The organism is Enterococcus sp. AZ080 (assembly GCF_051714945.1).
GTDB classification, from domain to species: domain Bacteria; phylum Bacillota; class Bacilli; order Lactobacillales; family Enterococcaceae; genus Enterococcus_B; species Enterococcus_B pernyi.
Genome location: NZ_JBIOSV010000001.1, coordinates 1,681,794 through 1,698,467, shown reverse-complemented (window position 1 = coordinate 1,698,467; position 16,674 = coordinate 1,681,794). Strand labels below are relative to the sequence as shown.

Annotated in this window: 12 protein-coding genes and 2 pseudogenes; 10 read left to right on the top strand and 4 right to left on the bottom strand. The window is 40.1% G+C overall.

What is annotated here, in order from left to right:
* The first annotated feature begins 183 nt into the window (after positions 1–183).
* The 4 genes from hrcA to dnaJ all read left to right on the top strand — a co-directional run bounded on the left by hrcA (position 184) and on the right by dnaJ (position 5,261).
* Positions 184–1,227 carry a heat-inducible transcriptional repressor HrcA gene (gene hrcA, locus IGK01_RS07985; RefSeq protein WP_023519830.1) on the top strand — a complete coding sequence of 348 codons (1,044 nt, stop codon included), beginning with the start codon at positions 184–186 and terminating at the stop codon, positions 1,225–1,227.
* Positions 1,228–1,306: 79 nt separating this feature from the next.
* The gene (gene grpE, locus IGK01_RS07980) at positions 1,307–1,855 is read left to right on the top strand and encodes a nucleotide exchange factor GrpE (RefSeq protein WP_010735217.1); all 549 of its coding nucleotides are present in this window, start codon (positions 1,307–1,309) and stop codon (positions 1,853–1,855) included.
* A gap of 55 nt (positions 1,856–1,910) precedes the next feature.
* Positions 1,911–3,740 (top strand): molecular chaperone DnaK, encoded by a 1,830-nt coding sequence (gene dnaK, locus IGK01_RS07975; protein ID WP_010735218.1) that lies wholly within the window; start codon positions 1,911–1,913, stop codon positions 3,738–3,740.
* 354 nt (positions 3,741–4,094) lie between these two features.
* On the top strand, positions 4,095–5,261 hold the full coding sequence (gene dnaJ, locus IGK01_RS07970; RefSeq protein ID WP_010735219.1) for a molecular chaperone DnaJ: 1,167 nt from the start codon (positions 4,095–4,097) through the stop codon (positions 5,259–5,261).
* A 28-nt stretch (positions 5,262–5,289) separates the two neighbouring features.
* Here the strand turns inward: dnaJ and IGK01_RS07965 are convergent, their stop codons facing one another.
* Together IGK01_RS07965 and IGK01_RS07960 are read right to left on the bottom strand one after the other, a co-directional pair.
* Positions 5,290–5,988 carry an HAD family hydrolase gene (locus IGK01_RS07965; protein WP_023519827.1) on the bottom strand — a complete coding sequence of 233 codons (699 nt, stop codon included), beginning with the start codon at positions 5,986–5,988 and terminating at the stop codon, positions 5,290–5,292.
* Positions 5,989–5,998: 10 nt separating this feature from the next.
* Positions 5,999–6,775 (bottom strand): DeoR/GlpR family DNA-binding transcription regulator, encoded by a 777-nt coding sequence (locus tag IGK01_RS07960; protein WP_019723884.1) that lies wholly within the window; start codon positions 6,773–6,775, stop codon positions 5,999–6,001.
* 226 nt (positions 6,776–7,001) lie between these two features.
* Here IGK01_RS07960 and lacG point away from each other — a divergent pair, with 226 nt between their 5' ends.
* The 5 genes and pseudogenes from lacG (at position 7,002) to IGK01_RS07935 (ending at position 12,083) form a co-directional block, all read left to right on the top strand.
* Positions 7,002–8,402 carry a 6-phospho-beta-galactosidase gene (gene lacG / locus IGK01_RS07955; RefSeq protein ID WP_010735222.1) on the top strand — a complete coding sequence of 467 codons (1,401 nt, stop codon included), beginning with the start codon at positions 7,002–7,004 and terminating at the stop codon, positions 8,400–8,402.
* A gap of 16 nt (positions 8,403–8,418) precedes the next feature.
* Entirely contained in the window at positions 8,419–8,730 is a 312-nt protein-coding gene (locus IGK01_RS07950) for a PTS lactose/cellobiose transporter subunit IIA (RefSeq protein WP_010735223.1), read from the top strand.
* An 18-nt stretch (positions 8,731–8,748) separates the two neighbouring features.
* Positions 8,749–10,033: pseudogene (locus IGK01_RS07945) on the top strand (PTS transporter subunit EIIC); the annotation flags it as partial.
* A gap of 77 nt (positions 10,034–10,110) precedes the next feature.
* Positions 10,111–10,431: pseudogene (locus tag IGK01_RS07940) on the top strand (lactose/cellobiose PTS transporter subunit IIB); the annotation flags it as partial.
* Positions 10,432–10,451: 20 nt separating this feature from the next.
* Complete coding sequence (locus tag IGK01_RS07935) at positions 10,452–12,083, top strand: glycosyl hydrolase 53 family protein (protein ID WP_194179793.1); 1,632 nt, start codon at positions 10,452–10,454, stop codon at positions 12,081–12,083.
* A 60-nt stretch (positions 12,084–12,143) separates the two neighbouring features.
* Here IGK01_RS07935 and IGK01_RS07930 read toward each other — a convergent pair whose 3' ends face one another.
* Together IGK01_RS07930 and IGK01_RS07925 are read right to left on the bottom strand one after the other, a co-directional pair.
* A complete protein-coding gene (locus IGK01_RS07930; protein ID WP_019723724.1) occupies positions 12,144–12,881 on the bottom strand; it encodes an amino acid ABC transporter ATP-binding protein in 738 nt (245 codons plus the stop codon).
* Between the two features lies 1 nt (position 12,882).
* Complete coding sequence (locus IGK01_RS07925) at positions 12,883–14,472, bottom strand: amino acid ABC transporter substrate-binding protein/permease (RefSeq protein ID WP_438840640.1); 1,590 nt, start codon at positions 14,470–14,472, stop codon at positions 12,883–12,885.
* A gap of 198 nt (positions 14,473–14,670) precedes the next feature.
* Here IGK01_RS07925 and uvrB point away from each other — a divergent pair, with 198 nt between their 5' ends.
* Positions 14,671–16,665 (top strand): excinuclease ABC subunit UvrB, encoded by a 1,995-nt coding sequence (gene uvrB / locus IGK01_RS07920; protein WP_019723722.1) that lies wholly within the window; start codon positions 14,671–14,673, stop codon positions 16,663–16,665.
* The last annotated feature ends 9 nt before the right edge of the window (positions 16,666–16,674 follow it).

The window sequence follows — 16,674 nt, the reverse complement described above, 5'->3', positions numbered from 1 at the left end:
AATTTTTTTATGATTAAAAGACTGATATGACGGTATTTTAAGCAAGTTGACAATTGATTAGCACTCTCGGTGGCAGAGTGCTAAAAAAGTAGGTTCTTTTCCTTGACACTTTTTAGTCTTCTTGCTATATTTATAAGTGGGTTAGCACTTAGAAGCTAAGAGTGCTAATGAGAGGTGAGAAAGATGTTAACACAGCGACAAAGTGATATTTTACGTCTGATCATCCAAAACTATACGAGTAGTGGGGTGCCCGTTGGTTCCAAAACGTTAATGGCGGAAGGAGTCGAGGCAAGTCCAGCGACGATCCGTAATGATATGAAAGCTTTAGAGGATGAAGGTCTACTTTTAAAGACACATTCTTCTTCTGGACGTATACCGTCTGCGCTAGGTTATCGTTATTATGTGGATCATCTGTTACGACCTGCTCGTGTAGCAAATGATGATTTGCACCAAATTCGACAGTCTTTAAACAAGGAATTCCATGAAATCAACGAAATCATCAAACAATCAGCTGAGATTTTATCTGAGTTGACTAGTTACACTACTTTTTCGTTAGGACCCGAGATTAAAGATCGCCGTTTGACCGGTTTTCGCATCGTGCCATTGAACAGTCGTCAGGTGATTGCGATCGTGGTGACTGATAATGGGAACGTTGAAAGTCAGGTTTTTACTCTTCCTGAAAACTTAGGTAGTCAGGACTTAGAAAAAATGGTTCGTATTGTCAATGACCGTTTGGTAGGAGATCCGTTAGTGACGGTATACAACAAATTACGCACGGAGATCCCAATGATTTTGCATAAATATTTTCAAACAACGGAAGGGATGTCAAATCTCTTTGATACGGTATTGAGTCATGCGTTTGAAGATAAAGTTTATGTGAGTGGCCAAATGAACTTATTGGATTATGAACCGTTGCAAGATGTGGATCAGTTCAAGTCAATGTTTTCATTTATGACAGATTCCTATGAACTGACACAGATGATCGTACCGATGGATAGCAAGATACATATCAAAATCGGTTCGGAAATAGGCAATGACCTATTGCAAAATATGAGTATGATCCAAGCGAGTTATGAAATCGTCGGCCATGGACGTGGAACCATTGCATTGCTAGGACCAACTAGTATGCCATATTCCAAAATGTTAGGCCTTGTCGATGTCTATCGAAAAGAATTGGCGCACAAACTCGCTGATTATTATCGCACACTTGATCGCTCGGATTTTTAAACAATCACAAAAGTGACTGATCGTTTTTTCGATTTGAGCGATCAAGCATCTGACTGAATAATGAAAGGAAGACTGCATCATGAAAGAAAACCATGAAGAATTAGATCAGGAATTGAATGATACGCAGCTAGATCCAGAAACGGAAGAAGTAGAAGTTTCAGAAGTGGAAGAAGAAGCAAATGAACTTGCAAATCTCCAAGCTGAATTTGATGAAATGGAAGACAAGTTTTTGCGTGCGAGAGCAGAAATCGCTAATATGGCAAATCGTGGTAAAAACGAACGAGAGCAATTGCAAAAATATCGTTCACAAGATTTAGCCAAAAAATTATTACCTTCGATCGACAACTTAGAACGTGCTTTAGCAACAGAAGTATCTGATGAGCAAGGTGCAAGTTTGAAAAAAGGTGTCGAGATGGTTCTTGAAAGTTTGAAACATGCATTGAAGGAAGAGGGAATCGAAAAAATCCCTGCAAAAGGTGAACCTTTTGATCCGACATTGCATCAAGCAGTTCAGACCGTGCCAGCAACAGATGAATTACCTGCTGATACGATCGTTGAAGTGTTACAAGAAGGCTATAAATTACATGACCGCGTATTGAGACCGACAATGGTTATCGTTGCGCAATAAAGTCATGATGGAATAGAAACAAACAACTTAGTAATAAGATAAGGAGACGTTGATTATGAGTAAAATTATCGGAATTGACTTAGGTACTACAAACTCAGCAGTAGCTGTATTAGAAGGAAATGAAGCAAAAATCATTGCAAACCCAGAAGGAAACCGTACAACACCTTCTGTTGTGTCATTTAAAAATGGTGAGATCCAAGTAGGGGAAGTAGCAAAACGTCAAGCAGTAACAAACCCTAATACGATTTCTTCCATCAAACGCCATATTGGTGAAGCTGGTTATAAAGTGGATGTTGAAGGTAAATCATATACACCACAAGAAATCTCTGCAATGATCTTACAATACATTAAAGGATTCGCAGAAGATTATTTAGGCGAAAAAGTAGAAAAAGCAGTTATCACTGTTCCTGCATACTTCAATGACGCACAACGTCAAGCAACTAAAGATGCTGGTAAAATTGCAGGTTTAGAAGTAGAGCGTATCGTCAATGAACCGACTGCGGCAGCGCTAGCTTATGGTTTAGACAAAACAGATCGCGATGAAAAAATCTTAGTATTTGACCTTGGTGGTGGTACATTCGACGTATCGATCCTTGAATTAGGCGATGGCGTATTCGACGTATTATCTACTGCTGGAGACAACCATTTAGGTGGAGATGACTTTGATAACAAAATCATTGATCATATGGTTGCTGAATTCAAAAAAGAAAATGGCATTGACTTAGGTCAAGATAAAATGGCTTTACAACGTTTGAAAGACGCTGCTGAAAAAGCGAAAAAAGATCTTTCAGGTGTTTCAAGCACTCAAATCAGCTTGCCATTTATCACAGCTGGCGATGCTGGTCCATTGCACTTAGAAATGACATTGACTCGTGCAAAATTTGATGAATTGACAGCTGACTTAGTGGAACGTACGAAAGTTCCTGTACGTCAAGCATTGAAAGATGCTGGTTTGTCACAATCAGAAATCGATGAAGTGATTTTAGTCGGTGGTTCAACGCGTATTCCTGCGGTTGTTGAAGCTGTAAGAAAAGAAACAGGAAAAGAACCAAACAAATCAGTAAACCCAGATGAAGTTGTAGCGATGGGTGCGGCAATCCAAGGTGGCGTGATCACTGGTGATGTAAAAGACGTTGTTTTACTAGACGTAACACCATTATCATTAGGTATCGAAACGATGGGTGGCGTATTTACAAAATTGATCGATCGTAATACGACAATCCCAACAAGTAAATCACAAGTATTCTCAACAGCTGCGGATAACCAACCTGCGGTAGATATCCATGTATTACAAGGGGAACGCCCAATGGCTGCGGACAATAAAACATTAGGTCGCTTCCAATTGACAGATATTCCAGCTGCACCACGCGGTATCCCTCAAATCGAAGTAACATTCGATATTGATAAAAATGGTATCGTAAATGTATCTGCTAAAGATCTAGGTACACAAAAAGAACAAAAAATCACGATCAAATCTTCTTCAGGTCTAACAGACGAAGAAATCGAACGCATGGTGAAAGATGCTGAATCTAATGCAGAAGCAGATAAAGCACGTAAAGAAGAAGTGGATCTACGTAACGATGTCGATGCATTGCTATTCTCAGTTGATAAAACCTTGAAAGAATTAGAAGGTAAAGTTGACGAAGAAGAAGTGAAAAAAGCTGAGGCAGCTCGTGACGAGTTGAAAGCTGCAGTAGAAGCAAACAACATCGAAGAAATGAAAACAAAACGTGATGCGTTGAACGAAATCGTGCAAAACTTGACAGTTAAATTATATGAACAAGCGGCACAACAACAAGCTCAAGAAAATCCTGAAGCTGCCCAAGGCGGAGCGGATGATGTCGTAGATGCTGATTTTGAAGAAGTCGATGACGACAAAAAATAATCAGTTCATTTAGTTTCACTTAAAGAGATCAAGTCCCGCTTAGAATAAGCCGAAGAATTCGAAAATAGCTTCTCATATTTTCGCGATTCTTCGGCTTATTTCCGAGGGAATAATCTTGTATCACTTTATTTTATAGAGTTTAGAAGCATCGCTAGTGTAAAGAAACAAGTCATCAATTATGATTTTTCTTTGGATCAAGAAGAGAAATGTTTTCTTTTCTTCATGCCATAGAAATCAATGATCGATTTTTTCTTCTTTAGTCGATACTTCGAAATTTCCGGTTTTTGTTTCGATCAAAGTGTGATATGATAACAAACGACGTGGAAATGAAGAGAACCAATAGGAGGAAAGCCTATGGCAACAAAACGTGATTATTACGAAGTCTTGGGGCTGTCAAAGGGAGCTTCAGAAGACGAAATAAAAAAAGCTTATCGAAAGTTATCAAAGAAATACCATCCAGATATCAATAAAGAGCCTGATGCTGATGAAAAATTCAAAGAAGTTTCCGAGGCTTATGAGATTTTAAGTGATCCACAAAAACGTGCGGCTTACGATCAATACGGACATGCCGGAACTGATCCTAATTATGGCGCAGGTGGCGGCGGCTTTGGTGGCTTTGGCGGCTTCTCCGGTGGTGGAGCTGGCTTTGGTGGATTTGAAGATATTTTTGATTCGTTTTTTGGCGGTGGTGGAAGATCTGTTGATCCAAATGCCCCTCGTCAAGGATCAGATCTACAATATACAGTCAATTTATCCTTCGAAGAAGCAATCTTTGGGGTAGAAAAAGAAATCAAATACAACCGTGAAGAAATATGTCACACGTGTAGCGGAAATGGTGCAAAACCAGGAACACAACCGACGACTTGTCATAAATGTCATGGTTCTGGAACGATCAATGTGGAACGTCAAACGCCACTTGGTCGTGTGATGAGCCGCCAAACTTGTGATGTGTGTCGAGGTACTGGGAAAGAGATCAAAGAACCATGTCCAACTTGTCATGGCTCTGGTCATGAGAAGAAAGCACATACGGTCAAAGTGAATGTACCAGCCGGTGTGGAAGAAGGACAACAAATGCGCTTAGCAGGACAAGGTGAAGCAGGCGAAAATGGAGGCCCATTCGGAGATCTATATGTGGTCTTCCGAGTAGAAGAAAGTGATATCTTCGATCGCGATGGCTCAGAGATCTATTATGAGTTACCATTAAGCTTCGTGCAAGCGGCATTAGGCGATGAAGTACAAGTGCCAACTGTTCATGGGGATGTCAAATTGAAAATCCCTGCTGGTACGCAAACGGGAACGAACTTCCGTTTACGTGGCAAAGGAGCGCCGCGTTTACGTGGTGGTTCTACAGGGGACCAACATGTACGTGTGAAATTGATCACACCTAAAAACCTCAATGAGGAACAGCGTGAAGCTTTACGTGCGTTTGCTAAAGCAGGCGGCATGCATGTTCAAGAGCAACAAGAAGATGGTTTTTTTGATAAAGTAAAAGATGCGTTTGGCGGAAAAAAACGTAAATAAATACAAAAAAAGATAGACGATCATACGTCTATCTTTTTTTTGATGAAGTTGCAGTGGAGAAGAAATTGAGATAGAAATCATCAAAATTCTCTATCACACCATCTTTTCTTAGTTCTTGATCGGAGAATAACTGGCGATTTTTTCCAAATGGATCAATGGCGATGATCGTACCGATATTTGCACGCTTGGCTGCTAAAAGTCCAGAATAAGCATCTTCAATGACCAAGCAGTCTTTTGGTTCAAGAGCCAATTTTTGGGCAGCTTTGATAAAGATATCAGGTTGTGGTTTACCTGGAAAAGTATTATCATCGTAAACGACTTGGTCAAATTCAAACCATCGCGCTAAATCGAAAATCTCGAAATAAAATTCAACGTTTTCTTTGACTGTCGCTGTAGCGATGGTGATCGGGATATCCTCCTCTTTCAATATATCCAAAGTACCGATCAATCCCTGCGTAAGCACTAAATCATCCGGTTTTTCTAAGCAAAGAGTGCGATAATATGCCTCTTTCTCGTTTGATAGTTTCTCGACTTCTTCCTTAGATAAAGTAGGTGAGATAAAATAATTCAATATCTCGCTATTGGTACGTCCATGGATATTTTTAACAATGTCTTCATCAGAAAGCTCTTTTTTAGAATAATGATGGATCATTTGGACCCAAGCCGCTTCATGTAAATGGGAGTCTTGGAACATCGTCCCGTTAAAATCAAAAATAATTCCTTTCATACGTTCACTCCTAAAGTTCATTTTCTAGCGATTCCGCTAATTTTATTTGGACATATTGCGAATAATGATCTTTCACATGTGACTTGATGTGTGGATCAGTAATCAATAAATCGAAATCATGTAATTGATAAAAGATATAAAAGTCATCGCGATTAAATTTTTGGTGATCCACTAATAAGTATTTATTTTTCGAATGGTTCAATGCAATTTGTTGGGCTTCGCCTTCTTCAGTACTATAGGTTGAGATTGTTTCATTATGCACACCGTTAGCGCTGATAAAAGATTTGGTGAACTTCAGTTTTCTGAGGTTATCGTTGGTGATGGGGCCGACAAATGCACCAGTGTTTTTTCGAAAATCGCCACCGATCAACAAAATTTCGGGAACTTCTGCTTGGGCTAACACTTCAAAAACGGCATAATTATTCGTAATGATCCGCAATTTTCTGTGGATCAAGTGAGAAGCTAATAACTCGATCGTCGTTCCTGGGCCCAAAAAGACTGTATCGCCTTCATTGATCAACTGTGCAGCAGTTGCTGCAATCTGTTGCTTTTCTTTGATTTGCATGACTGATTTTTCTGTATGTGATAATTCTTGGTCGAGGGTATAGGTAAGACTTTGAGCCCCGCCATGGATACGCAATAATTTTCCTGACTTTTCTAGCTCATCCAAATCTCGACGAACGGTCATATCAGAGACATTCAATTGTTCGATGATCTCACTGACCGTTAAAATTCCTTTTTTATTCACCATCTCACTAATTGTTAGTAAGCGCTCTCTTTTTAACATCTAATCACTCCCAATTCACAAATAATCTACCATAGAATAGAATGGAGGTCAACAAAAACAAACATGTGCAAACAAAAATAATCAACCTAAACAAACAATTGCCACTTTTATTTTAAATAAATGCAATTTTTTGATTGAATTTGTTTGTTTTTGTTGACAAATGTTTTGGATGCGATTACAATTCGTGTTGTCATATAAATTAGTAGACAAGAAGGTAGGGGAAGAGATGCTGAAATTACCAGAAGATTTTATTTTTGGCGGAGCAACAGCGGCATACCAAGTAGAAGGTGCAACAAAAGAAGGCGGAAAAGGTGAAGTTGCTTGGGACGAGTTTTTAGAGAAACAAGGAAGATTCAGTCCTGATCCGGCAAGTGATTTCTATCATCAATATGAAAAAGATATTGAATTATGTGAAAAGTTTGGTGTGAATGGGTTACGTTTATCCATTGCGTGGAGTCGTATTTTTCCTGATGGAACTGGGAAAGTCAATGAAGAGGGTGTGGCATTTTACCATAAGGTCTTTGCAGCTTGTGAGAAACATGGTGTACTTCCTTTTGTGACGCTCCATCATTTTGATACTCCGAAAGTTTTATTTGATCAAGGTGATTTTTTAAATAGAGACAATATAGAAGCATTTGTTGCATATGCAAAATTTTGCTTTAAAGAATTTAAAGAAGTGCGTTACTGGAGTACCTTCAACGAGATTTATCCAGTGGCAACGAATCAATATTTATTAGGGATTTTCCCACCAGGAATCACCTATGATTTTACCAAAATCATTGCTTGTTTGCATAACATGATGTATGCGCACGCAAGAGTGGTGAACTTGTTCAAGGACGAGGGATACGCCGGTGAAATTGGTGTGGTTCATTCCTTAGAAACGAAATATCCTGCATCGGACGCTTTGGAAGATCAACATGCAGCATTCTTAGATGATGCGTTGTCGATCCGTTTTCTCTTAGATGCCACTTACTTAGGATATTACTCTGATGAAACATTGTCAGCACTTGCTGAGATTTGTGAAGCGAACGACGCAAGTTATGAGTTTCCTGAAGAGGATCTGGCGGAGATGAAGCGTGCCTCACATCGTAATGATTACTTGGGGATCAACCATTATCAATGCCACTTTGTCAAAGCGTATCATGGAGAAAATGCGATCCATCATAATGGCACAGGGGACAAAGGAACTTCTGTTTATAAAGTAAAAGGAATTGGGGAACGGATCTATAAAGAAGGGATCCCTCGAACGGATTGGGACTGGTTGATCTATCCAGAAGGGTTATATGATTTATTGTTACGTATCAAGGAAGATTATCCCCACTACAATAAAATCTACATCACTGAAAATGGGATGGGATTCAAAGATCAGTTCGATGATGGTGTGATCATGGACCAACCACGGATCGAATATTTGAAAGTTTATTTAGAATCATTGAGCCAAGCTATATCTGCTGGAGTCAACGTGAAAGGCTATTTCCTATGGTCGTTAATGGATTTGTTCTCTTGGTCAAATGGTTACAATAAACGATACGGACTCTTCTATGTCGATTTCGAAACACAAAAACGTTACCCTAAAGAGTCCGCCTATTGGTACAAATTCGTCAGTGAAACAAAAACAATCATTTAAGTTGGAGGAATGGAAGATGAATAAAGAAGAATTGCAAATGTTAGGTTTTGAGATCGTGGCTTATTCAGGGGATGCACGTAGTACGTTACTCACATTATTAAGAGAAGTACGTCAAGGGAAATTTGATCGTGTGGAAGAAGCCTTGAAGGATGCAGATGAGAATTTGACATTAGCCCATAATTCACAAACGAAGATCTTAGCAGAAGAAGCTTCAGGAAAAGATATGGATATGGGATTTATTTTTATCCATGGACAAGATCACTTGATGACTACTTTATTGCTAAGAGATTTGATCCAAGATTTTATTGAGTTATATAAAAACAAATAATCACTAGGAGTGAAAAGCATGAATGGGATCATCAAGCAAATTGAAAAAGGCAAACCGATCTTTGAAAAAATCTCACGTAATATATACTTAGGTGCGGTCAGAGATGGATTCTTGACGGCTATGCCTGCAATTTTATTTTCAAGTATCTTTATTTTGATTGCGGCAGTTCCTGAGATTTTTGGTTTTCAATGGCCAGAAGGAGTATCGACCTGGTTATGGAAAATCTACAATTATTCGATGGGGGTCGTGGGCATATTAGTTTCTACAACTACTGCACGTTGTTTAGCTGAATCGATGAATCGGAGAATGCCGAAAAATAAAATCATCAATACCACATCGGTGATGCTTGCTTCTTTAGTTAGTTTCTTATTGTTGAGTGTCTCACCGATCGAAGGTGGTTTTTCAACGGAATATATGGGGACGAAAGGATTACTTGCTTCGTTCATCGCTGCATTTATTACTGTAAATATTTATAAGTTTTGTGTACGAAAAGATATTACGATCAAGATGCCAAAAGAAGTGCCAGGAACGATTTCTCAAACGTTCCGCGATATTTTTCCATTTTCATTTTCGGTCTTTGCCGCCGTGTTGGTCGACTTAGCTGCACGTAGTCTTTTTGGCATCTCTTTTGCAGAAGCCATCATCACTTTATTACAACCACTATTTACAGCAGCAGATGGCTATTTGGGGATAGCCGTGATCTGGGGTGCTATGGCATTTTTCTGGTTTGTTGGTGTGCATGGCCCATCGATTGTTGAACCAGCGATTGCAGCGATCATTTATGCGAATGTCGAAACCAATTTACAACTGTTTAATTCTGGGGAACAAGCTTCACATGTATTGACTGTTGGTTTAGGAAATTTTGTCGGAACGATGGGTGGAACAGGTGCGACTTTAGTCGTGCCGTTTATCTTTTTGCTGTTTGCAAAATCCAAACAGTTAAAAGCCGTTGGTAAAGCTTCAGTTATTCCAGTCAGCTTTGCTGTGAATGAGCCGTTGTTGTTTGCGGCACCGATGATTTTGAATCCGTATTTCTTTGTTCCGTTTTTATTGACACCGATTGTAAACGTTTGCTTGTTCAAGTTTTTTGTTGATGTGTTTGGAATGAATAGTTTCATGTATGTCTTACCTTGGGCAACGCCAGCGCCGATTGGACTAGTTTTGGGAACCGGCATGGGGGTTTTGGCGTTTGTATTAGCAGCCGTCTTGATTCTCGTCGACTTTGCAATCTACTTCCCATTCTGTAAGGCGTATGATGCAACGTTAGTCGAGCAAGAAGCACGACAAGCAGAACAAGTAGCCATGCAAGAAAACGAAACAAAAGTGACTGTGACGATTCCGGCGAATGAAGTATTGGCAACAGAAGCGAGTTCTTTGGGTGATTCAGGAAAAGAAATCAATGTATTAGTTTTATGTGCAGGTGCAGGTACAAGTGCTATGCTTGCAAATGCCTTAAAAGAAGGAGCAAAAGAATTTGATGCACCAATCAGTGCTTTAGCAGGTGCTTATGGTTCTCATTACGAGATGATGGAAGACTTTGATATGATCGTCTTGGCGCCGCAAGTCCAATCTTACTATGAGGATATCAAGGAAGACACAGATCGTTTAGGGATTAAATTGGTTGCCACAAAAGGTGCAGAATACATTGGTTTGACAAGAGATCCTGAGAAAGCTGTTCGGTTTGTTTTAGATCAATTTTAAATCAAAGGAGAGATCGTTAAATGAACAAAGTAAAAGGTTGGCGAGTGTTGGTTGTCGGATTATTTGTTTCATTAGTCAGTGTAGTATTAGGCACAAAGCAAGTGGAGGCAAAGGAATTGATACGAGGAGCAGATATCTCGATATTAGCAGATATGGAAAAATCTGGTGCAGGATATTACGAAAATGGTGTGAAAAAAGATGCATTACAGATTCTAAAGAACAATGGCGTCAACTATGTTCGTTTGCGATTATGGCAAGATCCTTATGATGATCAAGGGAATTCATATGGTGCAGGCACGAATGATTTGAAAACAACGATTGCTTTGGCGAAACGTGCGAAAAACCTAGGATTGAAAGTGTTACTTGATTTTCATTATAGTGATTTCTGGGTGGACCCTGGCAAACAAAACCTACCGAAAGCATGGGAAAACTATAGCTTTGAGCAACTTGATGCAGCCTTATACGGTTATACGAAAAGTGTATTGACAGAAATGAAAAACAATGGCGTATATCCTGATATGGTCCAGATAGGTAATGAATTGAATAGCGGCATGCTTTGGCCACATGGGAAATCATGGGGGGAAGGTGGTGGCGAGTTTGATCGATTAGCCACTTTCTTGAAGTCTGGGATTCGGGGAGTAAAAGAAACACAACCAGTCGACACGCCGATCATGCTACATTTAGCTGATGGTGGAGATACAGATGTATTTACTTGGTGGTTTGATGAGATTACAAAACGTGGGGTGGATTACGATTTGATCGGCCTGTCCTATTATCCTTATTGGCATGGCTCGATGAATGCCTTACAAACAACAATGAACACGATCAGTGCCAGATATGATAAAGAAGTCAATGTGGTAGAGACTGCGTATGGACACACAACTGCCAGTGCGGATAGTATGCCCAATGCTTTTGGACCTGAACAGGAAATTGCAGGAGGCTATGCGGCAACACCAGCAGGACAAAGAGAATATTTGAATGATTTGGTGACCCGTATCCAAACCGTGCCGAATGAGAAAGGAAACGGATTCTTCTACTGGGAACCTCTATGGTATAACGGCAATGTCTCTTGGGCAACAGCTGCTGGAATGAACTATCTAGGCGTACAATCTCAAACAGGAAATGAGTGGGACAACCAAGCGATGTTTGATTTCAATGGGCAAGCACTTCCCAGCTTAAAGGCGTTTCAAGAAGCCGGGAGACAGCAAAATCTTCTGAAAAATCCTAGTTTTGAAAATGACGGTTTCACGAACGCACCGTCCAATTGGTCGGTGTGGCGAGGCAATGGTGCAGCAATCGATACATTGAAAACTGAAACTGGTGGGTTTTCCGGAACGTATAAAGCAACCTTTTGGGATGATCAAGCGTATCAAATGTCGATATATCAAACGGTTAATGGATTAAGCAAGGGAACCTACACATTAACTGCTTATACTATGGCAGGCGGCGATTTGACCACTAGTCAGGTGTATGTCAAAAATCATGGTGGGAAAGAACTGAAGACTTCGATCACTAAAAGTGGCGAGTGGACGAAGGTAACGATCAAAGATATCCCGGTTACTTCAGGCACGAGTGAGATTGGCATTTATGTTGATGCAAAAGCGCAAGGATGGGTATCGGTGGATCATGTAACATTCGTTAAAAATCAATAGTAAAAAGCCCCTAAGGACGCTTGGTTTTTCCAGACGTTCTTAGAGGCCTTTTTTAGTCGATCAGATATCTAATACTTTATCCAAGAAATCTTTCGTTCGCTCATTTTGCGGATTTTCAAAGATTTGTTGTGGTGTGCCATCTTCAAGGAAGTTGCCGCCATCTATAAACATGACACGGTTAGCGACTTCTTTAGCAAAGCCCATTTCATGTGTCACGATGACCATAGTCATTCCTTGTTTCGCTAATTTTTTCATGACATTCAATACATCGCCGACCATTTCTGGGTCCAAGGCTGAAGTAGGTTCATCAAAGAGCATGATATCGGGATTCATAGCTAATGCACGAGCGATAGCAACCCGTTGTTTTTGTCCACCAGATAAGTTATCTGGGTACATATCTTTTTTGTCTTCTAAACCAACTGTTTCTAACAATTTGATTGCTTTTTTCTCTGCTTCCTCACGAGAGAGTTTCTTTAGATCCATCGGTGCTAAAACGATGTTTTCCAACACAGAAAGATGTGGGAAAAGATTGAAATGCTGGAATACCATGCCAATATGTTGTCTTACTAAGTTGATATCTGTGTTTTTATCCATCAAATGAGCACCATCAATGATGATATCACCGGATGTCGGATCTTCTAAACGGTTCAAACAACGTAAAAAAGTACTTTTACCTGAACCAGAAGGTCCGATCACACAAACAACATCGCCTTCATTGATCGACACGTTGATGTCGTTCAAGACAGTGTTGTCTCCATATTTTTTTACAAGATGTTCGACTAAGATTTTTTCTGTCATCTTATTTCACCTTCTTTTCTAAAACTTTCGCGAATTTCGTCAATGCAGTGATCAAGATCAAGTACATTACTGCGATGATCAAGTAAACATACGTACTTTGAGTGGTCCGAGCAACGATGATTCGTCCAGTTTGTAACAACTCGACCACACCGATCGCTGAAATGATCGTCGTATCTTTCAATGAGATCACGAATTGGTTGACAAACGATGGAATCATGATTTTAAATGCTTGTGGTAAAATGATTTTTTGCATCGTACGGTTATAAGACAGACCTAAACTTCGTGAAGCTTCCATTTGTCCTGTTGGAACTGCATTGATCCCACCACGTACGATTTCAGCGATATAGGCACTCGCGTTCAAGGTCAATGTAATGATCCCTGCAATAAAGTCAGGAATCGTAAAGCCGACGATACTTGGTAGACCGAAAAAGATGAAGAAAGCAAGTACCATCATCGGGATTCCACGAATGATATCTACATAGATGCTGGCAACTGTTCGTAAGGCGCGGATCGGTGCAACACTGAAAAGACCGAAGATTACGCCGACAACTAAAGCTAGTGCAAATGAAATCAAGGTTAATAGGATCGTTTGCCATAAGCCTTTCAATAGCGCTTTGTAATTGTTTTGGATCAAGCCAGTCAATGTCGATTCATCAACAGCTGGTGCTGCTGCACTTTCGTCTGTAGAGATGTATTGATTGATGATCTCATCATATTGACCTGTTCGTTTTAATTCTTTTAATCCTTCGTTGAACATTTGTAATAATTCAGGATTTTCTCCTTTTTTCACTGCGAAACCATAAGAGCCACCAGTTTCTCGTTCGATCGGCGTTTCTAATTCCTGACCATTTTTGATCGCATAACCGATTACTGGATAGTCATCCATCATTGCGTCAATTGCTCCGACTCTCAAACTGTCATATAGTTGATCTGCAGCATCGAAATATTTGATTTCGTAGCCATATTTCTCTTGGTTAGCGACCAAGAAATCTGCACTTTCGGTACCGACTTTCGCACCGACTGTTTTTCCATCTAAGTCTTCATAAGACTTGATCGAAATATTACCTTTTTTGACTGCGATTTGGATACCACTTTGGAAATAAGGGTCTGAAAAATCAAACGTTTTTTTACGTTCATCTGTAATCGTCATCCCCGCGATCATTCCATCTGCTTGTCCAGATTCCAATGCTTGTAACGCAGCAGAGAAACCGCGGAAGTCCATGCGGATATTGAACCCATGCATTTCTGAGATAGCTTCCATTAAGCTGACATCGATCCCCACATATTCGCCATCCGCATTTTGATACTCGAATGGAGCGAAGGCCGAATCACTTGCAATCACATAAACGTCTTTTTTAGGTTCTATTTTTTGCATCGTCTCGCTAGTTGCTGTAGTCGATTGCGTCTCATCAGCTTGCACAGGCGTGTGCAGAGCGAATGTAACAAGTCCTGTCATTATGAAAAGGAATGTCTGTAACATGTTTCTTTTTTTCATAAATAACCTCCTATATAAATTTCGATAATTTCCATATTTAACTATTATAGGCGAAAAGATATTCCTAACACAAGATTCCAAGAAAAAATAATTCAAAAAAGTAGCAGTTTATTACATGGTATGTAAGAAAACATGACATGTAATAAAAGAAAGAGATGAACTATAAGATCTGAAACTTTCAATTGGCGAAAGTATGTTCGCCGTGATATAATAGAAGAACAAGGAATGCCTTTGCTTTCCTTTTCTTTTTTTTGATGAAATGAGAGAAGGAATGAACGAAAAGGAGGACGAACAATGATTGAAAGAGATACCTCCCGTCATTTCGAGTTGGTGTCAAAATACCAACCAGCCGGCGATCAACCAGAAGCGATCAAGCAGTTGGTCGAAGGTGTAAATGAGGGTAAAAAAGCGCAGATTTTATTAGGTGCGACCGGAACAGGGAAAACCTATACGATATCTAATTTGATCGAAAAAGTAAATAAACCAACTTTGATCATTGCACATAATAAGACACTAGCTGGCCAATTATATGGGGAATTCAAAGAGTTCTTTCCGAATAATGCGGTCGAATATTTTGTTTCTTACTATGATTATTATCAACCAGAAGCCTATGTACCTTCGAGTGATACGTACATTGAAAAAGATTCAAGTGTCAACGATGAAATCGATAAATTGCGTCATTCCGCCACAAGTTCATTGTTAGAACGAAATGACGTGATCGTGATTGCTTCGGTTTCTTGTATTTTTGGATTAGGTTCACCATTCGAATATCAAAAACAAGTCGTGTCGATCAGACAAGGTGCGGAGATGGACCGTAATCAATTGATCCGAGATCTAGTCAGCATCCAATTCGAGCGAAACGATATTGATTTTCAGCGCGGTCGTTTTCGAGTGCGTGGTGATGTCGTGGAGATCTTTCCGGCTTCACGTGATGAGCGAGCATTACGCGTGGAATTTTTTGGTGATGAGGTCGAAAGAATCCGTGAGGTGAATGCGTTGACAGGTGAAGTATTAGGCGAAACAGAGCACGTCGCTATTTTCCCAGCCACTCACTTTGTGACCGATGACGATCATATGGAACATGCGGTCGCAAATATCAAAGCAGAACTGGAACAACGCTTGACTGTGTTACGTAATGAGAACAAATTACTAGAGGCGCAACGCTTAGAACAACGGACGAACTATGACATCGAGATGATGTTAGAGATGGGCTATACTTCAGGGATCGAAAACTATTCACGTCATATGGATGGTCGTAAAGAAGGCGAACCGCCGTATACGTTATTAGATTTCTTCCCTGAGGATGCGCTGATGGTCATTGATGAATCTCATGTGACGATGCCACAGATCCGTGGAATGTATAACGGAGACCGTGCGAGAAAACAAATGCTAGTCGATTATGGCTTCCGCTTGCCATCTGCACTAGATAACCGTCCTTTGCGTCTAGAAGAATTTGAGAAACATGTCAACCAGATCGTCTATGTTTCAGCTACTCCTGGACCTTATGAGTACGAACAAACAGACACAGTGGTCCAACAAATCATTCGACCAACAGGATTATTAGACCCAGTCATCGAAGTACGACCGATCATGGGTCAAATCGATGATCTAGTTGGTGAGATCAATGAGCGGGTCGAAAAAGATCAACGGGTGTTCGTGACCACGTTGACGAAAAAGATGTCAGAAGACTTGACCGATTACTTCAAAGAGTTAGGGATCAAAGTGAAATACTTGCATAGTGATATCAAAACATTAGAACGAACAGAGATCATTCGCGACCTTCGTTTAGGTGAGTTCGATGTATTAGTTGGTATCAACTTACTACGTGAAGGATTAGATGTCCCTGAAGTATCGTTAGTCGCTATTTTAGATGCCGATAAAGAAGGGTTCTTACGAAGTGAACGTTCGTTAGTCCAAACCATCGGACGTGCGGCACGTAACTCAGAAGGTAAAGTCATCATGTATGCGGACAGAGTCACTGATTCTATGCGTTTGGCCATGGACGAAACGTCAAGACGTCGTAGTATCCAGCAACAATACAATGAGGAACATGGTATTGTTCCGAAAACGATCATCAAAGAAATCCGAGACTTGATCTCGATTACGAAAGAATCAGAAGATGATGCAAAAGAAACGGTACAAGTTTCTTATGAAGAGATGACAAGAGAAGAAAAAGCAACACTATTGATGAAACTAGAAAAAGAAATGAAAGATGCAGCGAAAGCATTGGATTTCGAGACTGCAGCCAATGTGCGTGATATGATTCTTGAATTAAAAGCATCTGAGTAGGGGGTAAAC

Coding starts and splice junctions, on each gene's coding strand:
- hrcA (WP_023519830.1), top strand. CDS start 184: ATGTTAACACAGCGACAAAGTGATATTTTACGTCTGATCATCCAAAAC.
- grpE (WP_010735217.1), top strand. CDS start 1,307: ATGAAAGAAAACCATGAAGAATTAGATCAGGAATTGAATGATACGCAG.
- dnaK (WP_010735218.1), top strand. CDS start 1,911: ATGAGTAAAATTATCGGAATTGACTTAGGTACTACAAACTCAGCAGTA.
- dnaJ (WP_010735219.1), top strand. CDS start 4,095: ATGGCAACAAAACGTGATTATTACGAAGTCTTGGGGCTGTCAAAGGGA.
- IGK01_RS07965 (WP_023519827.1), bottom strand. CDS start 5,988: ATGAAAGGAATTATTTTTGATTTTAACGGGACGATGTTCCAAGACTCC.
- IGK01_RS07960 (WP_019723884.1), bottom strand. CDS start 6,775: ATGTTAAAAAGAGAGCGCTTACTAACAATTAGTGAGATGGTGAATAAA.
- lacG (WP_010735222.1), top strand. CDS start 7,002: ATGCTGAAATTACCAGAAGATTTTATTTTTGGCGGAGCAACAGCGGCA.
- IGK01_RS07950 (WP_010735223.1), top strand. CDS start 8,419: ATGAATAAAGAAGAATTGCAAATGTTAGGTTTTGAGATCGTGGCTTAT.
- IGK01_RS07935 (WP_194179793.1), top strand. CDS start 10,452: ATGAACAAAGTAAAAGGTTGGCGAGTGTTGGTTGTCGGATTATTTGTT.
- IGK01_RS07930 (WP_019723724.1), bottom strand. CDS start 12,881: ATGACAGAAAAAATCTTAGTCGAACATCTTGTAAAAAAATATGGAGAC.
- uvrB (WP_019723722.1), top strand. CDS start 14,671: ATGATTGAAAGAGATACCTCCCGTCATTTCGAGTTGGTGTCAAAATAC.